Here is a 19,211-nt window from a genome sequence, read left to right as displayed (position 1 = left end):
GCATCCTTTTTTTGCTGCTTAACGATTGATCTAAGTAACATTCGCGTTAATCCTGAAAAAAATCTCATTATGATTAAAGCAGAGCTAGGGTATGTCAGCGTTAATAATACTTTGAAGGCTGTAAAATTTTAAAAAAAACAGCATTTTTAGCCACTTAAATTATTGTATTTTATAAGCGTGTCAGTCATTCTATTTATACGCAAACCACTTGGGTTTAAAAACTCACCTAGGAAAAACACGTGTTAGAAATAGCTTTAATTTACTTAGCGGCAGCAATTGTAGCTGTGCCTATTGCCAAACGAGTAGGACTCGGATCGGTGCTGGGTTATTTAATCGCAGGCATACTTATTGGCCCTTATGCCTTAGCTATGGTTGGCGATCAAACCGATGTAATGCACTTTGCCGAATTTGGCGTAGTAATGATGCTATTTTTAGTTGGTTTAGAGCTGCAACCTTCACGTTTATGGACATTACGCCACTCAATTTTAGGGTTAGGTGGTTTACAAGTAGTGTTAACCGCAGCCGTTATTTTTGCATCTTGTTATTGGCTGTTTGCCATGCATTGGCAAACAGCCCTTGCCATTGGTTTAATGCTGGCGCTTTCCTCTACCGCTATTGTACTGCAAAGCCTAGAAGAAAAAGGCTGGCTAAAACAAGAAGCTGGGCAAAATGCTTTTTCTGTACTGCTATTTCAAGATATCGCTATTATTCCTATTTTAGCGTTATTACCCTTACTCGCATTTGCACCACTGAGTGGCAACGCCGAGGTTAGTGATTCAATTATTGCCAACTGGCCGGTTTGGCAACAAGTAGGTGCATCGATTGCTGTTATTGCCGCCATTATTGCTTGCGGTAAATATATATCGGCCCCCATTTTTAGATATATAGCGCAAACACATATACGTGAAATATTTACCATTTTTGCGCTTTTTTTAGTGGTTGCCATTGCATTGGTTATGCAAAGTATTGGCTTATCACCTGCGCTGGGTACCTTTTTAGCTGGCGTAGTACTTGCCGAAAGTGAATTTAGGCACGAGTTAGAGGCCGACATAGAGCCTTTTAAAGGTCTGCTATTAGGGCTGTTTTTTATTACTGTGGGCGCGTCGATTAACTTTGAACTGTTTTTTAATCAATTTAGCACTGTGATTAGCTTAGTTGTTTTATTGATAGTAATTAAAGCCTGTATTTTATTTGCGCTGGCTTTTACCTTTAAAATAAATAAAAAGCAGCAACTATTATTTACACTGGCTTTGGCACAAGGAGGCGAATTTGCTTTTGTATTATTAAGTGTAACTAGTACGCTAAGCATTTTAACGCCCGAACAAACCGCATTAACAACCTTAGTGGTGGCTATTTCTATGTTAATAGCCCCTTTATTATTAATGTTTTACGAGCAACTGCAAAAACGCGATAGCAGCGTAAAGCCTGAATTTGATAAACCCGAGCATATTAGCAGCGCTAAACATGTCATTATTGCGGGCTACGGTCGCTTTGGCCAAGTAATGGGGCGTTTACTGCATGCCCAGGGTTACGAAATAACAGTACTTGATCATAGCCCTACGCAAATTGAATTATTACGCCGCTTTGGTAAAACGGTATTTTATGGTGATGCTGGGCGTCAGGAGCTACTTGAAGCCGCAGGTGCAAAAACAGCACAAATGCTGGTAGTGGCTATAGATAACCCCGATAAAACATTAGAAATTATTAAGCTTGCGCAAAAAAACTACCCGCAGTTAAAAATTGTTGCACGTGCTATCGACCGTCGTCACGCTTATCAATTACTTAGTTTAAAAGTAGATGCCTTTAATCGTGAAACTGTTGATTCTGCCATCAGCCTTGCAGTTAAAGCGCTCGAGTTATTAGGTAACAATAAACCCGATGCCGAGCGAGCTGGTAAGCTATTTAGAGATCACGACCGCGCCAGTGTATTACAGTTAGCAAAATTATGGGGCGACGATATTAGCTACGGTGTAGCTGTACGCCAGCGTATGGAAGATTTAAAACAAGTACTACAACAAGACAAACAAGCACAAGAAGATTTAAATACCTGCGACGACAACGACTATATTGCGGGCTTAACAGAGGACGCTGCCAAGCCCAAAAAATCTAATGATAATGCTCACCTTGGATAGCTTGCCCCTGCTGGTTATAAAAGCCAGTGGCGCTATGCTCAATAAAACCAAGGTTAATCATTTTAGCTAAAAAGGGATCGTTTTCGTTGTCGCCTATATCGGCATAGTCAGTAGTTTGAAAGTTATCCCATTTAGCAAACTGAGCAACTATCGCTTGCTCGTTACTGCTTACATTATTAAGGCTGAGTAAGGTGCTTACTTGGCCTTTTTTACTGCTGACACTAAATGTTTTAACCAACTTTGACTGTGTAAATAAAGCCAGCTTATACTCAGTTTCAGCTTCGTTTAACACATAGTTTTTTACTTCATCACAACCTGTACCCTGAGTATTTACTAACGTCATTTTTGCTATTAAATGCGCATCCACCAGCTGGTTTTTTGCACTCCAGTTTTGTACTCCACGTACTTCTGACGGTTGGTATTCAATACCCCGCTGCTGAGCATTAAAGTAACGAATTGGCCGTATTTGCTTATTAGTTAAATGCTGCCACAGTTCGGTCGTTATTTCGTTTTGATGCGCTACTTGTTGCTGGTTTCGCCACAGGGTTAGCGCTTGAGTTGTTGGCTCGTTATTTTTATTGTTGGTTACAGTGTAAGTTGCTTTTAATAGCGCTGGGTTAACATTGCATTGCTGGGAAAAAGCGCTGCTACTGAATAATACGGTCATCATTAATAATGCTTTTTTCATTGGGTACTCTTTTTAAATGGCTCTAACTTATGCTTTTAACATAGCTAAAAATAATGGCTGTTTTATGACAAAATATAATATAAAAACAACCCGCACAGAGTACGAGTTGTTTTGCACACACAATTTATAAACTTACTACTGCGCCACTTTGTCGTTTGCTGTTTTAACTAAATCTGCGGCAAAGTCCATTACATGAAATAAAAAGCTTTGCTCATTAGTGCCTGTCACTAAGTGCGCACCAGGGCCTATAGCATATACGCCAACATCTTCACCTGCGTGTGTTTCTGAGCTCATTGGTACCAGCGCTTCTTGATGAAAACCAGGGGTAGTAGTATCAACATTGGTTAAATCAACCCGCCCTGTTACTGGTGCAAAGTTATAACCTACGTCAGCATCTGTTTCGCTACCGAGGTTTCTAAAACCACCACCATTGGTATAACCTAGCGTTGTATATGGCATATCATCGGCCGCTAGGCTTGGCGTTGTTTCGCCTACGCCCACCACTTTACCTAAAATAGGATTACCGCGTTTAGGGTAACCCGCAATGGTAAATACATGGCTGTGATCGGCTGTTACAACAATAAGCGTTTCCTCTGGATTGGTGTTATCAACCGCAACTTTAACTGCTTTTGCCAATTCAATGGTGTCGTTTAAAGCGTTATATGCATTACCCGCATGGTGCGCGTGATCAATACGACCCGACTCAACGGTTAAGAAAAACCCTTTGTCGTTTTTGCCCAGTACATTTATGGCTTTTTCGGTCATTTGCGAAAGCGAAGGCTCGCCAGCAATATCATTTGCGCGGTCTGCTTCGTACTGCATGTGAGATTCGTTAAACAGCCCAAATACTTTAGTAGCATCATCGCTAATTGCATCAAAACCGGTTTGATCCATTACGTAAGTACCATTTGGATATTGCGTTTTCCATTCACTAATTAAATTACGATTATCAGTACGATCCCCTTCAACTGCACTTACTGCATCGGCTGAATTAAACGCAGCATCTTTTGGTAAAAAATGACGACGCCCGCCACCCATAACAACATCAATGCCATCTACATCAACACCATTAAAGCGCGCTTTTAGGTTGGCCTCAAAGTTAACCAGTTGCGATGCAATATCTTCACAATTAGCTGACTCGCTCGCGGGCATATCAGAAATATCTTCCCAGTTACGATCGGCCGATTTTGCGTACATAGCCGCAGGTGTTGCATGAGTAATGCGGGCAGTTGAAATAATACCGGTCGCTTTACCCGCAATTTCAGCAAGCTCTAGTGAGGTAACTAGCTCATGTCCTTTGCCCGACACACAATTACCACGCTCAACCGCTTCATCAATACCAATAACACCCACATCGGTTTTAACCCCTGAGGCCATTGCGGTCATAGTGCCGGCCGAATCGGGCGTTTGTGCATCTACGTTATAGGTTTTTACAAAACCTGAATACGGCATAGTTTCAAAGCTTAATTGATGCTCCTCACCCATTTCACCTTCTAACTGCCCGGCTAAAATACGCGCTGCAGTTATTGTCGAAATTCCCATACCATCGCCAACAAATAAAATAACATTTTTAGCCTTGCCTGACTCAGTCACTATGCTCGCATTTGCTGTTTTTGTGGTTGCTAACTTGGTTTGTGCATCGCTAAACCAAGCATTACTAGTAAGCGATGCTAACTGCTCGCTGCTAAGCGACGTAGCTGGTGCATTACATACTAAGTTACTTGATGTAGCCTCACTGCTTTCTAATATTCCATTACCGTTGGTATCTTCGCCTGTTTGTGTTGTTACTCCGCCGTTAACACATTGCTCAGACCCGACAGCAATTACGTTATTGACAGTTAATATACTATTTTGGTTTTTATCGCTGTCACTTGAGCAACCCGTTAGTGCAAGAGTTACTGCTAAAGAAAGTACCGTTAATTTTTTCATGTTAGCCGCCATTATTGCTGAGTTAGTTCAAGAGCTTGATTAATTATATGAAACACTACATTTTGCTCAATTACGCCTTGTGCAAGCTGAGCACCGGGGCCTGTTGCATGCAATGAAATGTCTTCACCTGCGTGTGTTTCCGAGGCCAATGGCACTGTTGTTTCTTGATGAAAACCAGGGGTTGTTGTATCAATCCCTTGTAACTCAACGCGCCCTGCCACAGCAGCACTTGCATAGCTTGCATCGGCATCTGTTTCATCACCTAAGTTTCTAAACCCTAAACCATTGGCGTAACCAACTGTGGTATAGGGCTTGTTATCGGCAGCTAGGCTGGGGGCTGTTTCGCCCACGGCCACAACTTGACCTAAAATAGGGTTGCCGCGTTTGGGATAGCCCGCAATAGTAAATACATGACTGTGATCGGCAGTGACTAAAATGAGGGTTTCTTCTGGATTGGTGTTATCAACCGCAGCTTGTACCGCTTTGGCCAACTCTATTGTGTCGTTAAGTGCATTATAGGCATTGCCCGCATGGTGCGCGTGATCAATACGACCCGATTCAACGGTTAAGAAAAAGCCTTTGTCGTTTTTGCCCAGCACTTCAATTGCTTTAGTAGTCATATCGGTAAGTGAAGGCTCGCCAGCAATATCGTTTGCGCGGTCTGCTTCGTATTGCATGTGGGATTCGTTAAATAAGCCAAATACTTTAGTAGCGTCATCGGCAATATTATCAAAGCCGGTTTGGTCCATAACATACGTTGCAGTAGGGTATTGCGCTTGCCATTCACTAATCAAATTACGATTATCGGTACGATCCCCTTCTATTGCGCTTACTGCGTCTGTTGAATTAGCTGCTACGTTTTTGGGTAAAAAGTGCCGACGTCCGCCGCCCATAACAACATCAAGGCCATCTATATCAGTACCAACAAAACGCGCCTCTAGGTTTTTTTCAAAGTTAATTAGTTGCGAGGCAATATCTTCACAGCCAGCTGCAATTGCATCCTCTGGCATGTCTGAAATGTCTTCCCAGTTACGATCGGCCGATTTAGCATACGTTGCTGCAGGCGTTGCATGGGTAATTCGCGCTGTTGAAATAACCCCAGTTGCTAGGCCTTTAATTTCTGCCAGCTCTGTTGCTGTTAGTAACTCGTTGCCCGCAACTGTTGAACACACCCCACGCTCTATATTTTCGTCAACACCTATTACGCCAACATCGGTTTTTACACCCGAGATCATCGCGGTCATAGTGCCCGCAGAATCGGGAGTTTGTGCATCTACGTTATAGGTTTTAACTTGTGCGGAATACGGAAATGTCTCAAAGCTTAAGTAACCCTCTTCCCCCGATTGGTTATTGCGTTGTCCTTGTAAAATACGTGCGGCGGTTAGCGTTGATACCCCCATACCATCACCAACAAATAAAATTACGTTTTTAGCTTTGGTGGCTTTAACACTCTGCGCTTGGGTAGTTTTTGTTGTTAATTTTGTTTGCGCAGCACTATACCAACTGCTGTCTTTTTGGCTTTGCGGTAATACATTGGCATAACTAGCTGCGTTAAACGCAAATGTTAGCGCTATTGCCGCAGCAACTTTTTTAATTTTCATCCATAATTCCCATTATTTAGTGATTATTTTTTAAAAAATGTGTGACCACAAAAAGATCAACCGCTGCACTATAAAAAATAGATATGACTAATAAAGGTAATTTTTATGAAAGTTAAATGACTAAATTTATGAATGTAACTACTATAAAATCAAAACGCATTAAAAACACAAAACAAAGTGAAAAAATAAAACCCTTAATTTACAAAAGGATATAAAATAATCATGCCGTTTTATATAACTTTTAATTATATAAAGCTTGCTACATGTTTTAACTTACTCTAACATGCCTGCATCGGGTTGATTGAAAACCCAGCTTATTTGTAAGTACCACGTTGTTATTAGTAATAATCCTGCGCGTTATCCTCAGTTATATGCTTGTTTTCTCCCTGTTAAATTGCCTATTTTAAGGCACACTTTTATTAATTCTTAGGATACTATTATGTCTAATACTACAACTGGTACAGTAAAATTTTTTAACGAAGCAAAAGGTTTTGGCTTTATCGAGCAAGAATCTGGCGCAGACGTGTTTGCACATTTCAGTGCAATCTCTGGCGACGGTTTCAAAACTTTAGCTGAAGGCCAACGTGTACAGTTTACTGTTACTCAAGGTCAAAAAGGCCCACAAGCCGAAAACATTGTTTGCATCTAATTGCATAACAATTTAATGGGTTAGCAATAACCCATTTAGAATACTAGTTTGAAAGAAGTTCTGTTTTATTTGTTAGTACCGAGTTGTTTTAGCAATAATCCTACGCGTTATCCTCAAGTTAACTATTTTTCCCGGCTCAATCGCCTCTTTTCAGGCACACTTATATTAATTTTTTAGGATACATATTATGTCTAATACAACTACTGGTTCAGTAAAATGGTTTAACGAAGCAAAAGGTTTTGGCTTTATCGAGCAAGAATCTGGCGCAGACGTGTTTGCACATTTCAGTGCAATTTCAGGCGACGGTTTCAAAACTTTAGCTGAAGGCCAACGTGTACAGTTTACTGTTACTCAAGGTCAAAAAGGCCCACAAGCCGAAAACATTGTTTGCATCTAATTGCATAACAATTTAATGGGTTAGCAATAACCCATTTAGAATACTAGTTTGAAAGAAGTTCTGTTTTATTTGTTAGTACCGAGTTGTTTTAGTAATAATCCTACGCGTTATCCTCAAGTTAACTATTTTTTCCGGCTCAATCGCCTCTTTTCAGGCACACTTATATTAATTTTTTAGGATACATATTATGTCTAATACAACTACTGGTTCAGTAAAATGGTTTAACGAAGCAAAAGGTTTTGGCTTTATCGAGCAAGAATCTGGCGCAGACGTGTTTGCACACTTTAGTGCTATTGTTAGCGACGGTTTCAAAACTTTAGCTGAAGGCCAACGTGTACAGTTTACTGTTACTCAAGGTCAAAAAGGCCCACAAGCCGAAAACATTGTTTGTATATAAACACTGTTAAATAATACGCTTTAGTGTATTAACAGCTCACATATAATTAATTTGTCTGTGAGCTAATTTTTTACCACTTACATTAAGTAATTGGTATTACTAAACATTTAAAATTGAGTATGTACTATGCAGCTTAATTTATTTTCGACTCACTGTTCGAGTCAGTCTCGCCTTATGCTTTATTCCACCTTATCTTTATCAATCTTAAGTCTTTTATATTCCTAGTTTGTAGATACACAGTAAAAGCGCTGGGCGAATTTAAGAGAGTTTTATGAATTTGAACCCAACCGCACCATTATCATCACCAATTTATGACAACCCGATCCCGGGTCGTGAATTTATTTTAAGCCTTTTTGGCAAAATGAAAAAAAACCTTAACCGTGAACAAATCGCGCATGCCTTAGAGCTAAAAAATGCTGAGCAAAAAGAAGCCCTCAGAAGGCGTTTACGCGCCATGGAACGCGATGGCCAACTTATGTTTAGCCAACACAAAGGTTACCAAGTTATTGATCAAGCCTTACTTGTGAGTGGTGTAATTACCCTACATGCAGATGGCTTTGGTTTCGTTAATTATAGCGCCAGCGAAAAAGATTTATTTATCGCTAAGAACCAGTTAGCTCACGTATTTGAAGGCGATATAGTGCAAATACTACAAGAAGCCGCTAGTCATAAACGCTCAAACAATAAATTAATAAAAATTATTGAGCATAAAACCACCCATTTAGCCGGTATATTAAAGCGCCAAGGCACAGACTACGTGCTAGTAGCCGATAACACAAAATGCCCACAAAAAGTGCAAGTAGCGCAGTGCCAATTAGCAAACACCAGTGTGGGCCAGTATGTAAACACTAAAATTACCCAGTACCCTACTTTTCGCCATGCAACTCAAGTGCAAATAACCGAAGTACTTGGTCTGCCTCACTCTGCAGGTATGGAAACAAAGCTTGCGCTGCGTCGTCATGGTGTTGCAGATAGCTGGAGCAAGGATTTACTAGCACAAGCAAGTTCACTTGGTAATGAAGTAACCGAGCAAGATAAATTAGCGCGTGTAGATTACCGCTTGTTTCCGTTTGTTACTATTGATGGCGAAGACGCAAAAGATTTTGACGACGCCGTATACTGCGAAAGAACAGAGCAAGGAAACTGGCGTTTACTGGTCGCTATTGCCGATGTGTCGCATTATGTAAAACCCAATGATGTGTTAGATATAGAAGCGCAGCAACGTGCCACCTCTATTTATTGCCCGGGACAAGTTGTTCCTATGCTGCCAGAAGCATTATCAAATGGCCTGTGCTCGTTAAACCCACATGAAGATCGCCTAGTATTAGTGTGTGATATGACCATTAGCCAAGATGGTCAAGTGACTCAAGCTAATTTTACAGAGGGGCTGATCCACTCACATGCAAGGCTAACCTACACACAAGCACATGCTGTCATCGCTAAACCTAGTTCTAGCTCAGCTAAACAATTAGCCGAATTGAATGCTGATGTGTCGCCACTGATTAAAAATTTGCATTATCTTTATTTAGATTTAAGCGCAGCGCGCAAACTTCGCGGCGCTATTGACTTTGATACGCAAGAGCTCAAGCTTAATCTGAATAAAAATCAAAAAATTACCAGTATTGAGCCAATAGAGCGCAATGACGCACACCGCATGATTGAAGAATTTATGCTGTGCGCTAACGTGTGTACCGCACAGTTTTTAGATAAACACCAAATCCCCGGATTATTTAGAGTACATGCAGGGCCACAACAGAAAAAGCTACAAACGCTACGGGCGCTACTGGCCGAAAAAAGACTGCAGCTTGGCGGCGGTGATAAGCCAACGCCAGCCGATTACAATAAACTACTAAATAACATTAGTCAGCGCAGCGATGCCAGCGTGATCCGTACTTTATTACTGCGCTCACAATCGCAAGCCGAATACTCGGCTAATAACCAAGGTCACTTTGGCCTAGCATACGATGCTTACGCTCACTTTACCTCGCCAATTCGTCGCTATGCAGATTTAGTAACCCATCGTGCAATTCGCGCCAAAATTCAGGCTAAGCAGCAAAATGGTTTACAGCGGGCGATAAGCTTCTTAAATGTGTTTGCTAATAAAGCGTCTAACGTTAGCAAGTTAGCTAAAAAGGCATACCCTTATAACCTTGAAAGTATAGAAACATTAAGCTTGCATTGCTCAGCACAATCGCGCAAAGCCAACGATATTAGCCGTGAAGTAGAAAGCGCCTTAAAATGTAGCTATATGGAAAAATACCTTGGCGATACATTTACCGCCACTATTAGTGGTGTATCAAGCGCTGGCTTTTTTGTTGAGCTAGACTGCACAGGCGTTGAGGGTTTAGTAGCGGTGAGTAGCTTCAGCCAAGGTGAGTTTGTATTTAATGCTGCCAAACAACAGTGGAGCAACAGCAAACAAAAATTTACTATTGGTGAGCGTGTGAATGTGACCTTAAAAAGTATTGACTTACGCCAACGTAAAATGAGCTTTTCACTGGCTAGTTTAACGTTTCATTAATTGCAGACAAGCTGCACTGTTAGTTATTAATTTAAACCGCCGCGCTTAACTGTGAAATTTAATAGCTAACTTTATTAGCATTTATTGTTGTCGTGCTTGAGCATAACACCTGTATTGCCTACAATAGCGCACTATCTATTCAATGCAGATCACAATTATGACTGATACAAATAAACCAGAGTTACCAGACCAACTTTCGATTAATCCACGCAGCAAGTTTTATGTAGAAGAAGTATTCGAACATGAAATTGGTGTAACTCTGAACGGCAAAGAGCGTTTTGACGTTGAAGAATACTGCATCAGCGAAAGCTGGATCAAAGTTGCCGCACCTAAAGCGCTAGATCGTCGTGGCCAACCATTACTTATAAAAGTAAAAGGTACTGTAGACGTATTTTATAAATAAAATACTGATGCAGCACAAAGAAGCCGACGTAACGTCGGCTTTTTAGATCAATGTTTATTCTAATTACTTAACTTGAACTCCGGTTACTTAGATTTACCTCGCCAACCAGCCCAAACATCGTCTTCAAGATCTGCTTTTTTGTTCTTTTTCTTGCCCGTGCCTTCGGGTTTTGCCATTGGCTTTTCGTTTTTAAGCGCCTGTGCGGCATCAACATTCGCTTGGTTCACTGCAAAGCCTGCCACTTGCTCGCGCTCAAGACGTAGTTTGTTTTTCTTCTCAATTATTTTAAAGTGATGTAAATCTTCATAATCAACTAATGAAAGCGCTAAACCCACTTCACCTGCACGGCCGCTGCGGCCAATACGGTGCATATAATCAGCAGGGCTGCGTGGTAGATTAAAGTTAATAACCACTGGCAGCTTTTCAATATCTAAACCACGTGCTGCAATATCAGTTGCTATTAGCACTTCAATTTCGCCTGCTTTAAACTTTTCTATTACGCGGGTACGTTCACTTTGACCTTTATCGCCATGAAAAACTTGTGCATTAACACCGCGCTTTTCAAGCTTTTGCGCTAAGTGTTCACAATCTTTTTTAGCATTAACAAAAATCAGTGCTTGGCGCCATTTATGGGTTTTAATTAAATGCGCTAAAACAGTGGTTTTCTCGCCTTTATTAACGCTAAATACACGCTGTACTAAAGTGCTTTCGTCTTTGCTTTGAACTTGTATTTCAACAGGGTCGTTTAATAAATCTTGTGTTAATAGCTTAACTTGCTCTGGGAAAGTTGCTGAAAATAACATAGTTTGTTTTTTAGCAGGCATTAACGCTAATAACTCAGCAAGCTCTTCGGTAAAGCCAAGGCTTAGCATACGGTCGGCTTCATCAAGCACGAGTGTATTTAGTTTATCGAGCTTAATAGCATTGCTTGAGATTAAATCGAGTAAGCGCCCTGGTGTTGCCACTATAATATCAGCGCCACCACGAAGTGCCTGCATTTGTGTATTAACCGATACACCACCAAACACAGCAATCGTTTTAATTGCGCCATTAAAGTTAGCAGAATACGATTTAACGCTATCGGCTACTTGAGTAGCAAGCTCACGAGTAGGTACTAAAATAAGCCCCGTTACAAAGTTACCTTTGCTGGCTGCGCTTTTACTACCTTGTTCAAGGAACATTTTTTGTAGTATTGGCAGCGCAAACGTTGCTGTTTTACCTGAGCCTGTATTTGCCCCAGCAATTAAGTCACTGCCTGCAAGCACACTAGGTATAGCCTTAGCTTGAATTGGAGTAGGTTGGGTATATTCCAAGTCGGTTAAACGAGCTAATAGCTCTGGAATAAGGCCAAGTTCGTTAAAAGTGCTAGGGCTTGTGGCTGAGGTCATAAAGGTGTGGGCTCATTGCTAAAAATTAGCCTGCAATTTTAGCGTATTTAACGCTTATTAAGTAGGGGTTAGTGATTTAAATCGCATTTAGTTACTGGCAAAAAAAAGACGCTTTCGCGTCTTTTTTATCTTATAACACTAACTTCTTGTTATTCAACAGTAACAGATTTAGCTAAGTTACGTGGTTGGTCAACGTCTGTGCCTTTAATTACCGCTACGTAGTACGACAGTAGCTGTAATGGTAAGGTGTAAACAATTGGCGCAATAATATCGTCAGTGTGATTTACGTTGATAACACGCATGGTGTTGTCAGATTCAAAGTGAGAATCTTTATCTGCGAATACGTAAATAATACCACCACGAGCACGTACTTCTTCTACGTTTGATTTAAGTTTTTCTAGCAGTTCGTTATTAGGTGCTACAACAATAATCGGCATGTCGGCGTCAATTAGTGCTAGTGGACCATGTTTAAGCTCGCCTGCAGCGTAGGCTTCTGCGTGAATGTACGAAATTTCTTTAAGCTTAAGCGCGCCTTCCATTGCAATTGGGTATTGCGAACCACGACCTAAAAATAGTGAATGTTGCTTGTCGGCAAACTCTTCTGCTAACTCGGCAATGCTATCTGCAAGCTGTAAAGTTTCTTCTAATTTTGCAGGTAGTACTTTAATTGCATTAACAATTGCGCTTTGATCAAGGCCTTTTTCTTGCGCTATAGACGCAGTAAGCATTAACAAACCAACTAATTGCGTAGTAAACGCTTTAGTAGATGCTACGCCAATTTCGGCGCCGGCTTTGGTCATAAAGGCAAGGTCTGATTCGCGTACAAGTGATGAGCCAGGTACGTTACAAATGGTCATTGACGCCATGTAACCTTGTTGCTTTGCTAAACGCAGTGCAGCAAGTGTATCGGCTGTTTCGCCTGATTGTGAAATAGTTACTAGTAGGCTTTTTTCGTGTACAAACGACTGGCGGTAGCGAAATTCTGAGGCAATTTCTACATTACAGCTTACGCCTGCAAATTGCTCAAGCCAGTAACGTGCAACCATACCCGAATGGTAAGACGTACCACAGGCAATAATTTGTACGTGTTTTACATCTTTAAATATTTGTTGTGCACTGTCGCCAAAAGCGTCAATTGCTACTCGGTCGTTGTTTAAACGCCCTTCAAGGGTATTACGTACAGCAAGTGGCTGCTCGTAAATTTCTTTTAGCATGTAATGGCGGTAATCGCCTTTGCCTGATGCATCTTGAGTGATGTTTGATTCAACCACTTCACGCTCTACAGCGTTGCCATCGGCATCAAAAATTTCTACTGTGTCACGTGTAATACGTGCTACGTCGCCTTCTTCTAAAAATATAAAGCTGCGAGTAACCGGTAGTAGTGCCAATTGATCAGAGGCAATAAAGTTTTCGCCAAGCCCTAAACCTATAACAAGTGGGCTGCCTGAGCGCGCTACAATAATTTCGTTGCTGTTGTCTTTATCAAATACAACTGTACCAAATGCACCTTCAAATTGCTTAACGGCAGCTTGTACTGATGCGAGTAAGGTTTTGTGTTGCTGACGAAGTTGGTGAATTAAGTGCACCATAACTTCGGTGTCAGTGTCTGATAAAAATTCGTAACCGTCGCCTTTTAATGCGGCGCGCAAGCTTACGTGATTTTCGATGATGCCATTGTGTACTAGTGCTAGCTGGCCGCTTGAAACATGTGGATGTGCATTGGCTTCAGTTACACTACCGTGAGTAGCCCAGCGAGTGTGTGCAATACCTGTATGGCCGCTAACACCTGATTGCTCAAGTGCTGATTCTAGGTTTACTACTTTACCAACTGCTTTTACAGTTTTAAGGGTGTTGCCATCAAGCAGTGCTACGCCTGCTGAATCGTAACCACGGTACTCAAGGCGTTTAAGGCCTTCAACTAAAATTTTATTTACTGGACGTTCTGCAACTGCCCCAACTATTCCACACATAGTGTCTCCATTAATTTTTTAAATATTTGCCCGCTTATAACCTGAATTCAAGTTAACGGGCTATTCCATAATCTCTGCACAAATTAGTTTTACACCACATGCCTCAATTGCTTTGCGTTTATCGTCTGCTAAGCCATTGTCGGTTATTAAGGTGGTTACTATTTGCCACGGTAATTCTAAATTTGGGATTTTTCGGCCAATTTTATCTGATTCAACCATCACTATAACTTCACGTGCTGCTTTTGCCATTACTTGGCTTAAGCCAACTAGTTCGTTAAAGGTAGTAGTACCGCGCTTTACGTCTATGCCATCGGCACCAATAAATAGCTGATCAAAGTCGTAAGAGCATAGTACGCTTTCTGCAACTTGCCCCTGAAACGATTCTGAATGCGGATCCCATGTCCCACCGGTCATCAATAATGTTGGCTCGTTTTCGAGCGCTAGCAAGCGATTAGCAACTTTAATAGCATTCGTCATTACAACTAGGCCTTGTTTACTTGCAAGCTCTGGGATCATTGCTGCTGTAGTGCGCCCGCTATCAATAATAATGCGGTTATGATCTTTTATCAGTGCGGCTGCAGCCTTGGCTATAGCCACTTTACGCTTAGAATCAATCTCATCGCTTACTATCTCTTTTGGTAATGCAATAGCTCCACCATAACGGCGCAGTAACAGGCCACTTTTTTCAAGCGCAGTTAAATCTTTTCGAATGGTCACTTCTGAGGTTTGAAACTGCTCAGCTAATTTTTCCACGACCACTTCACCAAGCTCATTAACCTGAGCCAATATATTGTGACGTCGTTGCTGGGTGTTTCGTTTGGTCATAAGTGATATGCAATTAAGTTTCGTTTCGAAAGATGCGCAATTTTAAACGAAACTAGTTAAATGGCAAGTGAACGAGCAAAAATAAAGCAATTTAATCAAATTATAATAAAACTTAAAATACGGTAAGCTAGGGGTAATAGCCGAATAAAGTAAAGTATATGCAATTATTTAATAGTATCAGTAAAGAATATTTAACTCAGCGTAAGCTCGCCGGCGATATCTGCCGTTTATTTAATAAAAGCCCCAGTAAGGGCAATTTAAAGCGTATTAAAAGCTTATTTTTTGATTGCGGTGAAGAGGTAATTATTGAAGCAGGGTTTCACTGCGATTATGGTAGTACACTTATTATTGGTGATCGTACCTTTATAAATATTAACTGCACCATTTTAGATTCTCCGCTACCTGAGTCGGCCATTAGTATTGGTAACGACTGTTTAATAGGCCCTAATGTACAATTGCTAGCTGTATCTCACGCGCTAGATCCGCAGCAAAGATTAAGTAAAGAAAACTTTAGCCAGCCAATTAGTATAGGTAATAATGTATGGGTTGGTGCAGGCGTAATCATTTTAGCTGGAATAACTATTGGCGATAACGCCGTTATTGGAGCGGGCTCGATAGTAACAAAAAATGTGGCAGCCAACACCGTGGTGGTTGGAAATCCTGCGGTTAAAGTTAAAGATATTTGAAGCAGTAATTCGTTAAAAACAACCTACAAAGCCTACTCTGCAGGTTGTACAATATATAACTAAGCAGTGTGTTTCTAAGGGAGGGGTTTATTGTTTATTTTTTAATGTAAGCGCTAAACCCGCCATAATAAACTCAACTTGGGAAACCTGCGCAGCTAATGCTTGGTGTAACCAGCCAGATTCGTCTACAAATGTACGGCTTAATTCGCCAAGCGGAACTATACCGTGCCCCACTTCGTTACTTACAAAAATAACTTGCCCTGGTAAGCTTTTAAGTTGAGCTAATAACTCAGCTTTTTGCGTTTGCCAGCAATGCTTGTCGCTATGGCATAAACAGTTTGTAAGCCATAGCGTTAAACAATCTACCAATATACAGTTATCAGCTTTACTATGGGCTTTAAGTAGTTTGGCAAGCGCTATGGGCTCTTCAACTAATTGCCAGTTTGCTGGGCGGTCTTTTTGATGGCGCGTTATACGTACTTGCATTTCATCGTCATTAGGCTGTGCAGTGGCCAGATAAATCACCGATTTATTACTCTTAATCGCTAACTGTTCTGCAAAACGACTTTTACCACTGCGGGCACCACCTAAAATAAGTGCATGGTTGTTGCTCATAATAAGCCCACTAAGGTTAAGTAAATAATCACCTCAGATAACTGCTGCGCCGCGCCTAAACAATCTCCAGTATAACCACCTAGCTGGCGCTTAAACCAGCGTACTAATACACTGCGTAAAATGAGCAACACGGCAATAATAATCACCGCTGTTTGCCATACAATAATATTTAAGAAAATTAAACTCAGTAATAAAATTACTGCAGTGAGCGTTAAAATAGCTAAGCTGTTAAACGACAAATGCATAGCGATAGGCTTAACTTTTGAGGTGGCATCCTCACTCACGTAATCCATGCTCACAATTAAACTGGTTGCTATTACCCGACTTAAACACTGACCCAGCAATATCGCAGTTATAATGGCTGTGAGCGAAGTACTAAGTAATACTAGACTCTGAAACTTAATCAGTAATATTATAAATAATGCCGCAGCTCCATAAGTACCCAAACGGCTATCTTTCATGATAGTTAATTTTTGCTCTACCTGCCAACCGCCGCCAAAGCCATCCCACACATCAGCCCAGCCATCTTCATGAAACGCGCCAGTTAATAGCAAGCCAAAAGCCATCATTAATAACACACTTAAAGACGGCGGTAACAACAGCTGAAAAACACAGTAACTAAGTGCCAACAACCCACCAAGTAACAAACCTACTAATGCAAAATAGCGACTGGCTTGATTAAGGTGAGTATTAGTAACATTAAAACGCAAAGCAACCGGAATGCGGGTTAAAAAGCTAATCGCCAATAATACTAACTGCCACTGCGTGACCTTGGTTTGTAATTTATTATTTGGGGTATCTAAAAGTGAACTGTCACTCATATTATACAACCTGCTCAACACCGGCATCTGCAAAGCTTGCCATGTGGTTATAAAAGCCAAGAGCGGCTTGTAGCAAAGGTAAGCTCAATGCTGCGCCAGTGCCTTCACCTAAGCGTAAATCTAATTGTAGCAAGGGTTTAACTTCAAGCTTGCTTAACATTTGTTGATGGCCTTGTTCATTAGAACAATGAGCAAAAATTAAATACTCTTTTACTATAGGGTTAATTTTAATCGCAACCATAGCCGCAGCACTACAAATAAAGCCATCAACAATAACGGCCATACCTTGCTCTGCCGCCGCTAGCATTGCACCGGTAATATGCACAATTTCAAAGCCACCCACTGCAGCAAGCAGCGCTATTGGATCAGCCAAGTGTGCTTTATGCAGTTGTAATGCTTGCTCAACAACATTGATTTTACGCGCAATTAATTCGTCACTCACGCCAGTGCCTCTACCCACACATTGCGTCACAGGTAAATTTAATATTGCTGCCATAATAGCTGCGGCACTCGTGGTATTGCCAATTCCCATCTCCCCCATAGCCAATGTATTACAGCCTTGTTGTTTAAGCTGTAAAACCAGTGACTTAGCATTACTAAACCCTTGCTTTACTTGCGCAGTGCTCATGGCCATGTGTAAGTTAAGCGGGGCGGTTATATTACCAAGTCGGCAATCATGTACCTTGCTAGCAGGGCTTTTTTCTAATATACCGCAATCAACAACCTCAAGTTGCCAGCCAAGTTGCTGACAAAATATATTTATAGCAGCGCCGCCAGCGACAAAGTTAGCGACCATTTGTGCAGTTACTTCACTCGGTGCAATTGATACTCCTTGCGCTGCAATCCCATGATCTCCAGCAAAAACAACTAAAGTAGGGTTACAAATCTCAGCTTTAAATGCAGTAAATTCAACGTCACTCTTTATCGTTTGAGATAGTATTTTTACTAACTGTAATGCAATCAGTTCAAGCTGACCTAGTGCCCCTAAGGGTTTGGTTTTATTATTTATTTTATTGTGAATAAGGTGGTCAAATTGATTATTCAAAGGGGCTATTTTAAACATTGTGTAGCAACTCACGTTTTCAAAAAAGTAAAAAGATAACTGCTAAATCCCACAACTGATATCGTTGTGATAAAAGAGGATCAGGCGTTTTTAAAAAATAATTTTAGGCCAAGCTTGGCCATTTTCATCAAAAAATATATCGATACAAATAACCTTGCCATAACCCACAGTAAATATATTTTGATAATTTAACTGTTTTGGCACCTGACAAATAATAGCGAGTAATTGCTTTATTACTCCTGCATGCGTAATTACAAGTTGTGAGCGAGCACCTTGGCAAATAGTATTAACTAATAATTGCTGCCACCACGTTGTTATGCGCTGATAAAAATGAGCCATGCTTTCACCGTTAGGTGGCGTCACGAGCCAAGGGCTTTGCCAAAAGTCACCAATTGTCGGTGTTTTAGTATGCTGCCACAGTTCATCATAGCTTTGGCCATCCCAATCACCAAAGTTAAACTCTTTAATATCGTCGGTTATATTCAGTGGTATTTTATTAAAATCACAAAATTGCCGAGCAAACTCACTACAGCGCTTTAAAGACGATGAGGTAACTAAATCAATATTTGCTAACCTGCCACAGGCGATATTTAACTGCTCAAACCCTTTTTTACTCAATATAAAATCGGTATGCCCCGCTAAAACATCTTTAGTCGTAAGCTCACCATGTCGCAGTAAATAAACTCGGCTAGAAAATGCTGTCATGCTCATACAAGTCTAAAATAAATGTACTTTGAGTTTATCAGCATAGTATTTTTTTATCTTTGAGTTTTACTTATTAATGACTTGAATTTTACTTTTCTGCAGACGTAAAAAAACCGATTATTTTCAATCGGGCTATCTCGATTTGGAGTCGGCGCGCTACTTCGTAGCGACAACGCAGTAGAATGTCGTAAGTGCCCACAGCGGTGGAGAGTCACAGTGCAAATGCACCACATTCATTGGCTAGTGGTGATGTTTTTATGATTTGAGTGTCGGGTGTCGCTACGCTCGCCCGACTTACGTGTTAGGGGATGTGAGTGTGCATTAATTGTACGAACTTCACTTTCCTGCAGACGTAAAAAAGCCCGACTATTTCTAGTCGGGCTTTCTACAATTTGGAGCCTGGCAATGTCCTACTTTCACA

At 40.9% G+C, this 19,211-nt stretch carries 17 protein-coding genes; 7 read left to right on the top strand and 10 right to left on the bottom strand.

Translation table 11 applies throughout. The annotated features are described in order from the left end of the window. Positions 1-239 precede the first annotated feature (239 nt). Positions 240-2,132 carry a monovalent cation:proton antiporter-2 (CPA2) family protein gene (locus I6F41_RS11625; RefSeq protein ID WP_011329599.1) on the top strand — a complete coding sequence of 631 codons (1,893 nt, stop codon included), beginning with the start codon at positions 240-242 and terminating at the stop codon, positions 2,130-2,132. Here I6F41_RS11625 and I6F41_RS11620 read toward each other — a convergent pair. The 3 genes from I6F41_RS11620 to I6F41_RS11610 form a co-directional block, all read right to left on the bottom strand. After that, positions 2,107-2,820 carry a hypothetical protein gene (locus I6F41_RS11620; RefSeq protein ID WP_011329600.1) on the bottom strand — a complete coding sequence of 238 codons (714 nt, stop codon included), beginning with the start codon at positions 2,818-2,820 and terminating at the stop codon, positions 2,107-2,109. The genes I6F41_RS11625 and I6F41_RS11620 overlap by 26 nt on opposite strands. 135 nt (positions 2,821-2,955) lie before the next feature. Then, positions 2,956-4,749: an alkaline phosphatase gene (locus I6F41_RS11615; RefSeq protein ID WP_192531615.1), complete on the bottom strand. Its 1,794-nt coding sequence runs from the start codon at positions 4,747-4,749 to the stop codon at positions 2,956-2,958. 11 nt (positions 4,750-4,760) lie between these two features. After that, positions 4,761-6,350 (bottom strand): alkaline phosphatase, encoded by a 1,590-nt coding sequence (locus I6F41_RS11610; RefSeq protein WP_197108497.1) that lies wholly within the window; start codon positions 6,348-6,350, stop codon positions 4,761-4,763. A gap of 439 nt (positions 6,351-6,789) precedes the next feature. On the opposite strand from I6F41_RS11610, the gene I6F41_RS11605 reads away from it, so the two are divergent. From I6F41_RS11605 to I6F41_RS11585, 5 genes are all read left to right on the top strand, one after another. Then, the gene (locus tag I6F41_RS11605) at positions 6,790-6,999 is read left to right on the top strand and encodes a cold-shock protein (RefSeq protein ID WP_011329603.1); all 210 of its coding nucleotides are present in this window, start codon (positions 6,790-6,792) and stop codon (positions 6,997-6,999) included. 187 nt (positions 7,000-7,186) lie between these two features. Continuing rightward, positions 7,187-7,396 carry a cold-shock protein gene (locus I6F41_RS11600; RefSeq protein ID WP_007377377.1) on the top strand — a complete coding sequence of 70 codons (210 nt, stop codon included), beginning with the start codon at positions 7,187-7,189 and terminating at the stop codon, positions 7,394-7,396. A 187-nt stretch (positions 7,397-7,583) separates the two neighbouring features. Then, positions 7,584-7,793 (top strand): cold-shock protein, encoded by a 210-nt coding sequence (locus I6F41_RS11595; protein WP_011329604.1) that lies wholly within the window; start codon positions 7,584-7,586, stop codon positions 7,791-7,793. Positions 7,794-8,064: 271 nt separating this feature from the next. After that, positions 8,065-10,314 (top strand): ribonuclease R, encoded by a 2,250-nt coding sequence (gene rnr / locus I6F41_RS11590; RefSeq protein WP_197108496.1) that lies wholly within the window; start codon positions 8,065-8,067, stop codon positions 10,312-10,314. A 157-nt stretch (positions 10,315-10,471) separates the two neighbouring features. Further along, on the top strand, positions 10,472-10,717 hold the full coding sequence (locus I6F41_RS11585) for a DUF3297 family protein (RefSeq protein WP_172459242.1): 246 nt from the start codon (positions 10,472-10,474) through the stop codon (positions 10,715-10,717). Positions 10,718-10,800: 83 nt separating this feature from the next. On the opposite strand, the gene I6F41_RS11580 is transcribed toward I6F41_RS11585, so the two are convergent. The 3 genes from I6F41_RS11580 to I6F41_RS11570 all read right to left on the bottom strand — a co-directional run bounded on the left by I6F41_RS11580 (position 10,801) and on the right by I6F41_RS11570 (position 14,900). Continuing rightward, positions 10,801-12,105, bottom strand: coding sequence for a DEAD/DEAH box helicase (locus I6F41_RS11580; RefSeq protein WP_182684134.1), 1,305 nt, complete (start codon positions 12,103-12,105; stop codon positions 10,801-10,803). 149 nt (positions 12,106-12,254) lie between these two features. Beyond that, the gene (gene glmS / locus I6F41_RS11575; RefSeq protein ID WP_011329617.1) at positions 12,255-14,075 is read right to left on the bottom strand and encodes a glutamine--fructose-6-phosphate transaminase (isomerizing); all 1,821 of its coding nucleotides are present in this window, start codon (positions 14,073-14,075) and stop codon (positions 12,255-12,257) included. Positions 14,076-14,135: 60 nt separating this feature from the next. Continuing rightward, positions 14,136-14,900, bottom strand: coding sequence for a DeoR/GlpR family DNA-binding transcription regulator (locus I6F41_RS11570; RefSeq protein WP_086993160.1), 765 nt, complete (start codon positions 14,898-14,900; stop codon positions 14,136-14,138). A 158-nt stretch (positions 14,901-15,058) separates the two neighbouring features. Between I6F41_RS11570 and I6F41_RS11565 the strand changes: the two genes are divergently transcribed. After that, positions 15,059-15,586, top strand: coding sequence for a sugar O-acetyltransferase (locus I6F41_RS11565; protein WP_011329619.1), 528 nt, complete (start codon positions 15,059-15,061; stop codon positions 15,584-15,586). An 87-nt stretch (positions 15,587-15,673) separates the two neighbouring features. On the opposite strand, the gene cobU is transcribed toward I6F41_RS11565, so the two are convergent. The 4 genes from cobU to I6F41_RS11545 all read right to left on the bottom strand — a co-directional run bounded on the left by cobU (position 15,674) and on the right by I6F41_RS11545 (position 18,796). After that, entirely contained in the window at positions 15,674-16,201 is a 528-nt protein-coding gene (gene cobU, locus I6F41_RS11560) for a bifunctional adenosylcobinamide kinase/adenosylcobinamide-phosphate guanylyltransferase (protein ID WP_182678602.1), read from the bottom strand. Next, a complete protein-coding gene (locus tag I6F41_RS11555; protein ID WP_197108495.1) occupies positions 16,198-17,022 on the bottom strand; it encodes an adenosylcobinamide-GDP ribazoletransferase in 825 nt (274 codons plus the stop codon). The genes cobU and I6F41_RS11555 overlap by 4 nt, the downstream gene beginning before the upstream one ends. A gap of 1 nt (position 17,023) precedes the next feature. Then, the gene (cobT, locus tag I6F41_RS11550; RefSeq protein ID WP_011329622.1) at positions 17,024-18,085 is read right to left on the bottom strand and encodes a nicotinate-nucleotide--dimethylbenzimidazole phosphoribosyltransferase; all 1,062 of its coding nucleotides are present in this window, start codon (positions 18,083-18,085) and stop codon (positions 17,024-17,026) included. Positions 18,086-18,175: 90 nt separating this feature from the next. Further along, complete coding sequence (locus I6F41_RS11545; protein WP_231613526.1) at positions 18,176-18,796, bottom strand: histidine phosphatase family protein; 621 nt, start codon at positions 18,794-18,796, stop codon at positions 18,176-18,178. Positions 18,797-19,211: the final 415 nt, after the last annotated feature.

The sequence above is a fragment of the Pseudoalteromonas sp. SCQQ13 genome (assembly GCF_015864415.1).
GTDB lineage: Bacteria > Pseudomonadota > Gammaproteobacteria > Enterobacterales > Alteromonadaceae > Pseudoalteromonas > Pseudoalteromonas nigrifaciens.
The sequence above is the reverse complement of the archived record's forward strand: the minus strand, read 5'-3'. Positions and strand labels throughout refer to the sequence as shown.